Annotated in this window: 8 protein-coding genes; 3 read left to right on the plus strand and 5 right to left on the minus strand. The window is 31.4% G+C overall.

Translation table 11 applies throughout. The features are described 5' to 3' along the window. The first annotated feature begins 17 nt into the window (after positions 1 to 17). Together P161_RS0117505 and P161_RS0117510 are read left to right on the plus strand one after the other, a co-directional pair. Positions 18 to 2,231, plus strand: a complete 2,214-nt coding sequence (locus tag P161_RS0117505) for a T9SS type A sorting domain-containing protein (RefSeq protein WP_026778180.1) — start codon at positions 18 to 20, stop codon at positions 2,229 to 2,231. A 27-nt stretch (positions 2,232 to 2,258) separates the two neighbouring features. Beyond that, entirely contained in the window at positions 2,259 to 2,441 is a 183-nt protein-coding gene (locus tag P161_RS0117510; RefSeq protein WP_026778181.1) for a hypothetical protein, read from the plus strand. 167 nt (positions 2,442 to 2,608) lie between these two features. Here P161_RS0117510 and P161_RS0117515 read toward each other — a convergent pair whose 3' ends face one another. Both P161_RS0117515 and P161_RS0117520 read right to left on the minus strand, forming a co-directional pair. Beyond that, the gene (locus P161_RS0117515; protein WP_026778182.1) at positions 2,609 to 3,742 is read right to left on the minus strand and encodes a cysteine desulfurase family protein; all 1,134 of its coding nucleotides are present in this window, start codon (positions 3,740 to 3,742) and stop codon (positions 2,609 to 2,611) included. A gap of 206 nt (positions 3,743 to 3,948) precedes the next feature. After that, complete coding sequence (locus tag P161_RS0117520) at positions 3,949 to 4,497, minus strand: Smr/MutS family protein (protein WP_026778183.1); 549 nt, start codon at positions 4,495 to 4,497, stop codon at positions 3,949 to 3,951. Between the two features lie 63 nt (positions 4,498 to 4,560). Between P161_RS0117520 and P161_RS0117525 the strand changes: the two genes are divergently transcribed. Continuing rightward, positions 4,561 to 5,196, plus strand: coding sequence for a hypothetical protein (locus P161_RS0117525; protein ID WP_231494765.1), 636 nt, complete (start codon positions 4,561 to 4,563; stop codon positions 5,194 to 5,196). 115 nt (positions 5,197 to 5,311) lie between these two features. On the opposite strand, the gene P161_RS0117530 is transcribed toward P161_RS0117525, so the two are convergent. Genes P161_RS0117530 through ppk2 form a run of 3 tightly spaced genes read right to left on the minus strand, consistent with a single transcriptional unit; the run spans position 5,312 to position 12,140 of the window. Further along, entirely contained in the window at positions 5,312 to 6,265 is a 954-nt protein-coding gene (locus P161_RS0117530) for a type IX secretion system membrane protein PorP/SprF (protein WP_155810497.1), read from the minus strand. Between the two features lie 5 nt (positions 6,266 to 6,270). After that, positions 6,271 to 11,325, minus strand: a complete 5,055-nt coding sequence (locus P161_RS0117535) for an Ig-like domain-containing protein (RefSeq protein WP_081817062.1) — start codon at positions 11,323 to 11,325, stop codon at positions 6,271 to 6,273. Positions 11,326 to 11,354: 29 nt separating this feature from the next. Next, entirely contained in the window at positions 11,355 to 12,140 is a 786-nt protein-coding gene (ppk2, locus tag P161_RS0117540; protein WP_026778187.1) for a polyphosphate kinase 2, read from the minus strand. Between the last annotated feature and the right edge of the window lie 2 nt (positions 12,141 to 12,142).

Below are 12,142 nucleotides of genomic sequence, written 5' to 3' on the forward strand. Positions count from 1 at the left end.
TCTTAAAAACAAAAAACATGAAAAAAAATTATTTATTATTGATGCTAATGGTTTTTGCATCACTTGGGTCTTTTGCTCAATTAGGAACTGATGTCTATACATTAGGTTCAGATAATTCAAACAATTATGGTGGAACATGGAATGAAACATCAGCTGGAACTGGTTTTAGTGATTGGACTTTTGATACAGGAACTCCAAGTGGTGGTTTTGCAGGCAGATTTACTGGCTCTTTTTCTACAGAATTAGATGTGAGTGGTAATTCATTTGGACTTTTTGCTAATAGTGGAAATGGCGCTTCATCTGGTGCAACTACTATTTTTCCAAAAACATTACAAGAAGGAGATTCATTTCAAGTTGCTGTAGGTATTAACTTTAGAGATGGTAATAAAGGTTTTGATCTTCGAAATTCATCAAATGGAACTGTTATAAATTTTAATGTTAGTAATGATGAATATAATTTGACTGGTACTTCAGGGTTATTTAGTAATGAGTATGATGCAAATACAGTTATTACATTTACTTTTACTCAAAATGCAACTAATGTTAGTTGGACAGCTTCAAGAACTGGGGGAAGAACTGAAAGTCAATCAGGAACTGTAGCTTCAATTACACCTGGTACAATTACTAATATAAGATTATACAATGTTAGTGCTGGTAGTAACGATGATGGTGGTGGAGCTAGAAATTTCTTTTTTAATTCGTTACAATTCCAAAGTTTGTATTCTATAAACAACACTTCTTCTGTTACAATTAGTTCAACTGCAACTGTACCTTATTTAAGTATTGAAACAGGTAGTTCTGTAACCATAAATAGTGGAATTGGCTTAACAATTTCTGGAGATTTAGATAATAATGGTACTTTAACTGCAAATTCAGGATCGTCTTTAATTGTTGGTGGAGGTTCTACAGGAAATGTTACTTATAACAGAAATCTTGCAACTACAAACTGGTATTTTCTTTCATCTCCTTTAGCTGACCAAAGTATTGTTGATTTTTACACAAACGAATCCCCAGAATTAGGTTCTGGAACTGGTAATGCACAAAATGTGGCGATTGCATCTTATGATAATTCACAAGCAGATGTTAATAATAGATACGCATATTATACAGAAGGACAAGTAGATGGTTTAGATGGTGATGACACTGCTGATACTTTTATGCCTGCTAGAGGTTATACTGTGAAGTTAAATACAGCAAAAACTGTTTCTTTTACAGGAACTGTAAGAACTAGTAATACAGGAGTTCCTTTTACACTAGCACAAGGTGGAGCAATGGGTACTAATTATAATTTATTAGGGAATCCTTATTTAGCTTTTATAAATAGCACAACTTTTTTAAATGCAGAATCTACCAATTTAGAAGCTACTTTTTGGATTTGGAATGGATCTTCTTATGACACAAGAACAACAGGAACAAGTCCTAATTTTCAAATTGCTCCAGGTCAAGCTTTTTTTGCTGAAGCAAAAACTACTGGAACTGTAACTTTTACAAAAGGTAATCAAAGTCATGTAACTTCAGATACTTTTCAGAAAACTGTAAATACAAGACCTGAAATTACTGTTAATATTACTGATGGAACAAAAAACAGAAAAGCTGAATTATTCTATATTGATGGAACAACAACTGGTTTTGACAATGGTTTTGATGGTAAAATGTTTGATGGAGTTCCAAATAGTCTTGGAATCTTCTCTCAATTAGTTTCAAATGATAATGGTGTAAAATATGCAATCCAATCCTTACCTAACACAGATTTAGAATCTATGGTAATTCCTGTTGGTATTATTGCAGATGCAAATAAAGAAATTACTTTTTCTGCAAATGTGGCAAACTTACCATCTGGAATAAAAGTATTTTTAGAAGATAGAACTACAAACACATTTACACGTTTAGATGAATTAAATTCTACTTATAAAGTTACTTTAAATGAAAAGACTAATGATATTGGGCGTTTTTATTTACATACAAAATCAGCGGCTTTAAGTACTGAAACTGTTGTTTTAGAAAATGTGAGTATTTATAGTGCTGATAAAGCTACGTTAAGAATTGTTGGTTTATCTCAAGGAAAATCTACAATTAAAATGTTTAATGTTTTAGGAAAACAAGTATTGAATTCAACATTTAATTCTAATGGTGTTTCTGAAATTAATGTCTCTCAACTTTCAACTGGTGTTTATATTGTTCAGTTAGCAAATGAAGCTGGTACATTAAATAAGAAAATAGTTTTAGAATAATCTTCTCACTTAAAATTTAGACACATCATGAAAAAAAATATAGAAAATACTCAGCATAAAAATGAAGAAATTACGCGTAAAGACGCAATTAAAAAAATAGGAAATTATGGTAAATATGCAGCACTAACTGCATTAGGTACTTACATGATTTTAAATCCACAGAAAGCACAAGCCACTTCTGCTCCTTCTGACCCAGGAACTGGTTTTTAATTAAATTCTTTATAAAATTCTTAAAAGAGCTACTTTATGGTAGCTCTTTTTTTGTAAAAAAATATCCAATCTTGTCCACCCAGTTTTGTCATTTCGTAGAAATCTCACATAATGCTTTTCTTTGCTTGAGGTGCTTACAACATGACAAATTGAGTGGAAAACACTATTTATAACAACTCTATAAGTTTAGCAATTGTTATATCAATCTCTTTTTTCGTGGTAAATTTCGAGAATGAAAAACGTACTGATGTTTTATCAGCATTAGTATCATTTAAAATTTCTGCCAATACATGAGAACCTTTGTTGCTTCCACTTTGGCATGCAGAACCTCCTGAAACAGCAATGCCTGCCATATCCAAACTAAATAATAACATGGCATTCATCACTGGAAAACGTACATTTAAAATTGTATAGCTGCTTTTATCTAAGTTTGATGAAAGGCCATTAAATTCAATTTTATCTGAGATACTTTTTAATTCAGCAATAAAATATAGCTTTAAACTTTCTAAATAATTTCGGTCTTTTTCTAATTGATTCATGGCAATTGAAAGTGCTTTTTCCATGCCTAATATACTGTGAACATTTTCTGTACTAGACCTTGCTCCTCTTTCTTGATCTCCACCAAAAAACATAGGTAAAATTCCGAAACCTTTTTTAAAATACGCAAAACCAACACCTTTGGGTCCATGAAATTTATGCGCACTTGCCACTATAAAATCAATCGGAGTTTCTTTTAAATCGATTTTAAAATGACCAATTGCTTGGACAGTATCTGAATGAAATAAAGCATCGTATTTTTTGCAAAGTGCACTTATTGCATCAACATTTAAAATGTTTCCAATTTCGTTGTTGATGTGCATTAAACTAACCAATGTTTTATCATCAGAAGCTGAAAGCAACTCCTCCAAATGATCTAGATTTACATTGCCAAATTCATCAACTTTTACAAAATCTAACGAAATATTTTGTGATTTTTGTAAAAATTCACAAGTATGTAACACTGCATGATGCTCTATTTTAGATGTAATAATTCTCTTTACGCCTAAATTTAAAACGGCATTATTTAAAATTAAATTATCGGCTTCTGTGCCACCAGCAGTAAATACAATTTCGGATGCAGAAACGTTAAAATGTTTGGCTATATTTTTTCTGGCAGTTTCTACAGCAGTTTTTGCTTTTCTACCAAATTGATGTGTAGAAGATGGATTCCCATAATTTTCTTGCATAGAAGTAAGCATCAAACTTACAACTTCTTCATCTATTTGTGTGGTGGCAGCATTGTCTAAATAAATAGCTTTCATGTTGCAAAAATACGTTTTATTGATGATTTTTTTGATTCAATTTTTATGGAAAAAGTTTGACACGGATTTCACAGATTTTCACAGATGATTTCTCATAAATAAATTTTAAGAACTCTAAAACAACTCAAGTTCTTCTCCAAACTCTCAACTTCAAACTTCCATCTTCAAGCTTCCATCTTCAAGCTTCCAACTTCAAACTCCAAACCTTACTCCTCAGCATTTTGAAAAACATACACTTCTGTGGCTCCTAAACCGTATTTTTTATAGGAGGCATCATAATATCTAACAGGATATTTATTTAATAAACTGTTTAATTCAGCTTTTAAAACGCCCTCTCCTACTCCATGAATAAAGACAATTTTAGAGATTCGTTTGCTAATTACAAACTCAATTTTTCTTTTTGCAGTTTCTAATTGTAGGTTTAACATATCGTAATTATCTAAACCTCTGGTAGATTTTACTAATTGATTTATATGCAAATCAACTTCTAATACAACTTCGTTTTTGGCTTTCGTAAAAAAACTTTTCTTTGTTTTTTGTGATGCCTTTTTTTCTTGTAACAAAGGGTTATTAATATCAGAGTATTTAGATAATTGATGTTGGTCTTTGCCAATCTTTACCAATTCTGACGCATCAAATTTAAAAATCATTCCATCTTCAGTTTCCACAGAAACTTCCTTGCCATTTACAGCTGTTACAATGCCTTTTAAAACATCATCTAAAACTGCTACTTTGTTACCAATTTCTAAACGCATTCTTAACTTTCTCTTAATTAATAAGAACTCTTTATTATCTTATTTTTGTGGTAAAAATAATTAATGATTTTGAGGACTTCTAACGTTTCTGCAAAAAATTTCTTTTTAAATTCATCAAAGAAAATGGTGCTTTTAGAAGAAAGAAAAAAAGTACTGTTAAAAATTGCAGAAACTATTGCTTTAGAATACTCCAAAAAAGAAGTTGTAAACCTCAACTTTATTTGTACGCATAATTCAAGAAGAAGTCAATTAGGACAAGTTTGGAGTTTTTTTGCAGCCAATTATTTTAAATTGAACATCAACGCTTTTTCTGGAGGAACAGAAGTTACTGCCTTTCATAGAAACACTGTAAAAACGTTGCAGAAAGTGGGTTTCGATTTTCAGTTGGAAAATTTTTCGCATCAAAACCCAGCATATCGTATTTCTTTTGATGCTACAAAAAATAGCATCTTAGGGTTTTCTAAATTATATGATGATGTTGCAAATCTTACCCCTTATGTGGCAATTACAACTTGCAATAATGCTGATGAAAATTGTCCATTTATTCCCAATACAAAGCATCGTTTTCATTTGCCTTTTGTAGATCCTAAAGTATCTGATGGAACTGCACAACAAGAAGAAATATATTTAAAAACGAATCAACAAATTGCTGGTGAAGTCTATTTTATTTTTGATAGCGTGAAGAAATTACTTTCGTAGTTTTTTTATCCGAAGAAAATAAAAATGTTTGTTTCTGGATTTGTTTGAAAATCAATGAGGTTGTAACATTTCGCTTCTATGAAGCTAAAACTTAATTAATAAACTTTCAAAATACTTAAAAATAGCATTTATTATGTCTTAGCCATCTTGAATTACGCTCGAAATCTAAATCGATATGCAAAATAATTTCGTGAGTATTTAAATTATCAGGAATACTAATTGTTTTATAATCATAAGCATACCCAATTCTATATTTTTCTTTGATCAACAGTGTAAATAAAGCACTTATAGAACTTTGATGACGATAAGAAAGCCCTGCTTCTATAACTTCATTGTATAAAAAATTTGCATTTATATCAACTGAAATTGGTTGATTAGTGGTATATCTTACCATGGTTGATGGTTTAAACATGATACTTTCTGACAATTCAAACAATGCTCCTGTTGATAAAAACACATTAGGATTTGTTGCCAAACTTGTTTCTTTAAATCGGTCTTGAATGTAAAATTGAGGAGTTTCCAACAAATAAGGTACAGATAAACCTACATAAAAATCTCGATTGTAATACAAAGCACCAAAACCAACATTCGGAAAATTACCACTTGTAGAAGCGTAAACTTCATTATCTGGCGTAATTCCATCAAATAAATTATTATTAAAAAAAGTTACACCTGCTTTTAACCCTAAAGAAACTCTGCTAGCATCAGAAATAACCAACGTATAAGAAGCATCAAAATTTAGGTTGGTCGTTTCTGTTAACCCAATTTTATCATTTACAACAGTGGCTCCGATTCCTAAACCTCTGCTGGTTCTTCCATTAATAGAAAAAGTTCTGGTGGTTGGTGCACCTTCTAAACCAACCCATTGATCTCGAGATAAAACTGACATACTCAAATCTGCTCTATACCCAACAAAGGCTGGATTTATGATTTGCATATTGTATAAATATTGCGTGTAATTTGGCAATTGTTGTGCGTTCATTTTTAAGGTTGATAAAAAAATCATCAACATAAAAAACAAACCAAAGGTTTTACTCTTCTTTATTTTTGATACAATTTTAGCGCTCATTTTCATTATCTAATTAATTGTATAAAATTCTTGATTGGTTTTTTTACACCATCGTTAAAATCTAATGTGTAAAAATATACGCCTGTTGGTGCTGGTTTACCATTGTAAGTTCCATCCCACCAAACAGGATTTACATTGCCATTATTGCTATATTTATAGACTTCATTTCCTTGTCGATTAAAAATAATCAATATAAAATTCGGATATTCTTCTAAGCCAGACATTTTAAAAACATCACTGACACCATCATTATTGGGTGAAAATAAATTCGGATAATCATTATCGAAAATTGTTCCAATTCCAAAAGGTGATGTTGTATTGGAAACCGTTGTAAAATCTAAATTTAATTTTAAAAATAATGTTTCTTCTTTTTCATTTAATCTATCATTAATCGTTTTTACAGACTGGTTTATGGTTGATGTAAAAGCAGGAATTGCAATTTGGTAAAATAAAGATTTGTAATCTTGATTTGCAGTGGTTGTTTCGTCTATCGTTTCTAAATCAATAATAATAGGAATATAATTTTGCATCAATTCGTTATTAGCATTTAAAAGTCTGATGGTAAACTCTAAATCATTGCCTTCTTCAGCTTCTGCATTGTTAATCTCAACAATCGGATTTGGGTCAACATCTAAAATTGTGGCTGTTTTTGCCAAATCTTGAGTACCAATATTGTTTGTTAAACCAACACCAACAACGCTTATTTCTTCTTCCTCTAATTCATTTAAATTATCTAAAAGAGAGGTTATCGTAAACGAAACTTCAGTATTTGCATTGTTAGGATCTGTAGTACCTTCAATTGTATAATTCTCAAAAACTCGATTGTAATCTTCTGGACTGGTTGCTGTTCTGTCTCTTGTAACAATTTCAACAGAAATAGGTGTTGATGCAGGATTGCTAATGGTAATTGTGTGCAATAAATCTACACCTTCTAACTCACGAGAATTATTCATGGTGATGGATGGAGCAGCATCATTATTTAAAATTGATCCAATTGCTGTAATATTGTCGTTTAAAGTATTGTCGGACGTTATGGCTCCATTTAAAGTGAAAAGTTCTGTAAACTCAAAAATAGGATCTTCTAAAGTAGTGACAACAAATTCTGCTGATGTAGTAAATGGAGCGATTGTAAACGTTGCATTTGATATACCAGAATAATCGAAAGGTGAAATGGCAACATCAAAAACATCGGTGGTTGATGTGCCATCTGAAGTTGAAAAATTAAGTTCGATTGGTGATGCACTTTCAATTAAAATAGAATTGTCATTCTTTGTGACCAATTGAATTGTAAATACAAAATCGGTTCCTTCTGGTTGAGAAATATTGTCAATCAAAACAAAAATAGCTATAATTTCTCTCCAATCTCTCTCTGGAGTTTCCTCATTATCAAAGTTCGGGAAACTTAATGGAGTTTGTCCATTTGTAGGATTTATGCTGGTATTATCTGTATCAAAAGCATCATCTAAACCATCATTATCTGCATCTCTATTTAGTGGTGAAGTTTCTGGAACTCCATCACTATTTGCATCCCAACCTTCAATAACATCATCTCGAATATCGTTATCTGAATTGATGTCTATATAATCTGGAATGCCATCATTTTCTGTATCTATGGGATCGATTCCATTTGGATACGCTGTGTTAATTCCTGCTAAAGAAACTGTTGTGTTTAAGGTGATGTAATTATCCGTTGCTTGTGCTTCTATATTGTCTACAATTCCATCTCCATCTGCATCTATATCTATAAAATTTGCATTTCCAGTTGCATCTGTATTTGGAATAATATAATTGATAGTTGTGTTTATAGTATCATCATTTTCTTTAGAATTATCTAAACCATTTGCGCCAACTGCGTTGTTTGTACTTCCATTATTGTTGGTATCGTCAGTTGCATTTCCTGCTTCCAAAATGTCTAGAATTCCGTCATTATCACTATCTAAATCAAAATGATTAGGAATACCATCCATATCAAAATCAAAAATATCTACAATGCCATCTGCATTTGTGTCAGCTCCAAAATCTGTATCCCTATAATTGGGTATAGAATCGTTATCATCATCATCTAAAGGATTTAAACCATTGTATTCTAAAATATCTGGAATGGTATCATTATCATCATCAATGTCAATATCGTTTGTAATGCCATCATTATCTGTATCTGTAGAAATGTTTACGTTAGCCGAATTTGAAGATGAAACAGCTCTATTTAAAGGATCTCTGGCAGAAAATAAAGCAGTATTTGAACCAAAACAATTTTCATTGAAAACCACTTTAAATTCTACTGTAATGATTTCGTTTGCTTTTAACAAACCAGAAGAACCATCAAATAAATTTAAGTTTGATGTACCATTATAAGCTGCATTTATAGTAGGATTTGTAGTAGCTGTAGAGTTTAAAATTATGGGAGTACTTACAGAAAGTACTTTTCCATTACAAGCATTGTTTAAATTATCTTGTAATTGCAATTGCGTTATTTGTACAGACTCACTGGTATTTTCTAAGGTAATTTGAAACGTAACTTCTTCATGTTCTAAAATACCATTGGGTGCTTCGTTAATTGCAGATACTATTTTATTTGTGCTTGAAGAAGCACTAAATATAAAACGCATTCCTGCAACAGTACAACTACAATATAATACTGATGTAATAGGTGCAGTTGCAGAGTTTGCAAAATAATAACGATCTAAGTGATCTCCCAAACCATCTGACCACGTTACAAAAGAAAATCTAGTTTTGTTTGCTGCACTAGTTGCATCAAAACCGTCTGCATCTCCTTGTGTTTGCGATAAACTTGTTTGTTCAAAGAAACTATAACTAGAACTATCTATAGGACCAATTAGATAAAAGACTTCTAAAGCAATGGTTTCTCCTGCAGGAAGTGAATTGTTGGGCAATAATAAAGTGGTATTATCATCTCCATTAAAATCTGGATTTACAGTAACAGCTGGCCCTGATACTTGTGTAATTATAATATCATCGAAAGAAACTCTACTTAAAAAATCTTCTAAACCCATATTAAAATTAATGTTTTGGGCTGTAGCAGATCCTTCATTTGTGATAATTACAGTATTTATATAATCGAAAGTTCCGTCAGAATTTACAACTCCTGGTGGTGTTAACGATTGATTGTTAAATTCTGGCACATATAAACCAGCAGAAACAACGGCTTCTGTAGTATGAAAATCTGTTAAAATAATAGCATCTATAGCGTTGTTTCCTTTATCTGTATTGGCTGTTATGGTGTTGGTAAAATCGATTCCTGAGCCAGAAGGAGTTGGATTTGGTCTGGCATCACAAAAAGCGTTTACAGTAACACAAAAACTAATAAATATAGATTGCCTTGGGTATAAAATTAAATCTGATATTGCTGCAGCATTAAAAAAAGAACTTGAGTTTCCATCTAAAAATGCTGGATTTAATGCATCTGTTGTAAACTCTCTTGGGAAGTTAGTGCCTTCTGCAATATTTTCTACAACATCATTTCTAATGCTAACTTGGTCTACATTCACCAAACAACCAACTCCAAATGTGTCTTCTAAATTATTAATTAAATCGATATTTCTTATTAACGCAGCTTCATGTCTTTCTCTTGCATTATTTATATTGGTAAGTTGAACAGAATACACAACCTTGTATTCTCCATTAGCATTAAAACCTTGATTGCAACTCCCTAAATTTTTTATTTCTAATAAATCTTCTGTAAACTCTACAGTTAGCAATAAACTTGCAGAACTGGTAAAAGTACCATCAGAAATGGTGTAATTTATTGTGGGTACAATTCCTGTATAATCTGTTGTGGGAATAAAAGTATAACTTCCATCTGCTGCAATTGTTATACTTCCTTCTGCTAAAATTGCTGTGGTACCAGCAGTATAGTTAGTTCCATTTATTGAAAACTGAGTCACTACCAAATCATCTTCCTCATTGGCATCTGTATCATTTATAAATACTCCAGGAACAGCAACATTTAAAGTTGTGTTAATATCTACTGTATCGTAATCATCTCTGGCAACTGGTGGTTCTGGAGGTAAGTTAACAGTAATATTTAAAGTAGCAGAACTTGTAAAAGTTCCATCTGTAATTGTGTAATTTATTGTTGATACTGTGCCAATAAAATTTGGATTTGGTGTAAAACTAAAACTTCCATCCGCAGAAATTATAATTGAACCTTCTGAAAAAGTTGCATTCTCACCAGTGTTAAAATTAGTTCCGTTGATTAAAAATTCAGTAATTGAGAGTGTATCTCCATTGGCATCTGTATCATTTATTAAAAGACCAGGAGCGTTTTCAGTTAAAGGTGTGTTAACAAAAATAGTTCTCTCATCATTATTGGCAACTGGTGGTTCTGGAGGTAAGTTAACAGTAATATTTAAAGTAGCAGAACTTGTAAAAGTTCCATCTGTAATTGTGTAATTTATTGTTGATACTGTGCCAATAAAATTTGGATTTGGTGTAAAACTAAAACTTCCATCCGCAGAAATTATAATTGAACCTTCTGAAAAAGTTGCATTCTCACCAGTGTTAAAATTAGTTCCGTTGATTAAAAATTCAGTAATTGAGAGTGTATCTCCATTGGCATCTGTATCATTTATTAAAAGACCAGGAGCGTTTTCAGTTAAAGGTGTGTTAACAAAAATAGTTCTCTCATCATTATTGGCAACTGGTGGTTCTGGAGGTAATGTAACAGTAATATTTAAAGTGGCAGAACTTGTAAAAGATCCATCTGTAATTGTGTAATTTATTGTTGATACTGTGCCAAGAAAGTCTGTATTTGGTGTAAAACTAAAACTTCCATCCGCAGAAATTATAATTGAACCTTCTGAAAAAGTTGCGTTCTCACCAGCATTAAAATTAGTTCCGTTGATTAAAAATTCGGTAATTGAAAGTGTATTTCCATTGGCATCTGTATCATTTATTAAAAGACCAGGAGCGTTTTCAGTTAAAGGCGTGTTAATAAAAGTAGATTTTACATCGTTGTTTGCAACTGGTGCTTCTTGAGCAACAAAAAACTGCGTAAAAAATATGAATACAAAAAATAAGGGGGATTTTTTTTTCATCATTAAAACTAGGTTTACTAATACCTAAAAAATTAAATTTCTAAATCTTTATCATAAGGAATGCTTTTTAAAACATGATTTATCACATTTACACGAGCTTCTGTTTTTCTATTAGCTCTTATAATTTTCCATGGAGAAATTGTGGTGTTCGTTTTCTCGAACATAGCATTTTTATATTCTGTGTATTGTTCCCATAAATATTGAGCTTTCTCATCTAACTTTGTCATTTTCCATTGTTTTAAAGGATCACTTTTAATATCAGCAAAACGTTTTGCTTGTTCCTTTTTAGAAATTGACATATAAATTTTCACCAAGTGAATACCCGATTCTAAAATCATTCTTTCGAAGTCATTTACTTGATTCATAAAAATTTTATATTCTTCTTCTGTACAAAAACCATTTACAGGCTCTACAACTGCTCTGTTGTACCAACTTCTATCAAAAAAAACCATTTCACCAGCTTTTGGAAATTGCTCTACATATCTTTGAAAATACCATTGAGATTTTTCGTCTTCAGTAGGTTTTGGCAAAGCTACAATTCGCATATGCCTTGGGTTTATACGCTCTGTAATTCTTCTTATTGCTCCACCTTTACCAGCTGCATCTCTTCCTTGAAAAACAACAATAATTCGTTCGTTGTTTTTAATGGCCCAAGTTTGCATTCTGATTAATTCTATCTGCAATTTTACCAGTCTTTTTTTATAATCAACATATCTTAAGGCCTTATCTACACTTAAAGGTTCTTTTGATAGTAATGCTAATAATCCTTTTTTAGAATTCAGCTTTTTTAAATCTGATGGACTTATCTTTTTACTCATAA

Origin of the sequence: Polaribacter sp. Hel_I_88, assembly GCF_000687935.1 — a bacterium.
In the GTDB taxonomy this organism is placed as follows: Bacteria; Bacteroidota; Bacteroidia; order Flavobacteriales; family Flavobacteriaceae; genus Polaribacter.

What these genes read in the sequence shown, in the direction of transcription:
- P161_RS0117510 (WP_026778181.1), top strand. Translation starts at nt 2,259, where the DNA reads ATGAAAAAAAATATAGAAAATACTCAGCATAAAAATGAAGAAATTACG.
- ppk2 (WP_026778187.1), bottom strand. Translation starts at nt 12,140, where the DNA reads ATGAGTAAAAAGATAAGTCCATCAGATTTAAAAAAGCTGAATTCTAAA.
- P161_RS0117505 (WP_026778180.1), top strand. Translation starts at nt 18, where the DNA reads ATGAAAAAAAATTATTTATTATTGATGCTAATGGTTTTTGCATCACTT.
- P161_RS0117520 (WP_026778183.1), bottom strand. Translation starts at nt 4,497, where the DNA reads ATGCGTTTAGAAATTGGTAACAAAGTAGCAGTTTTAGATGATGTTTTA.
- P161_RS0117535 (WP_081817062.1), bottom strand. Translation starts at nt 11,325, where the DNA reads ATGATGAAAAAAAAATCCCCCTTATTTTTTGTATTCATATTTTTTACG.
- P161_RS0117525 (WP_231494765.1), top strand. Translation starts at nt 4,561, where the DNA reads ATGATTTTGAGGACTTCTAACGTTTCTGCAAAAAATTTCTTTTTAAAT.
- P161_RS0117515 (WP_026778182.1), bottom strand. Translation starts at nt 3,742, where the DNA reads ATGAAAGCTATTTATTTAGACAATGCTGCCACCACACAAATAGATGAA.
- P161_RS0117530 (WP_155810497.1), bottom strand. Translation starts at nt 6,265, where the DNA reads ATGAGCGCTAAAATTGTATCAAAAATAAAGAAGAGTAAAACCTTTGGT.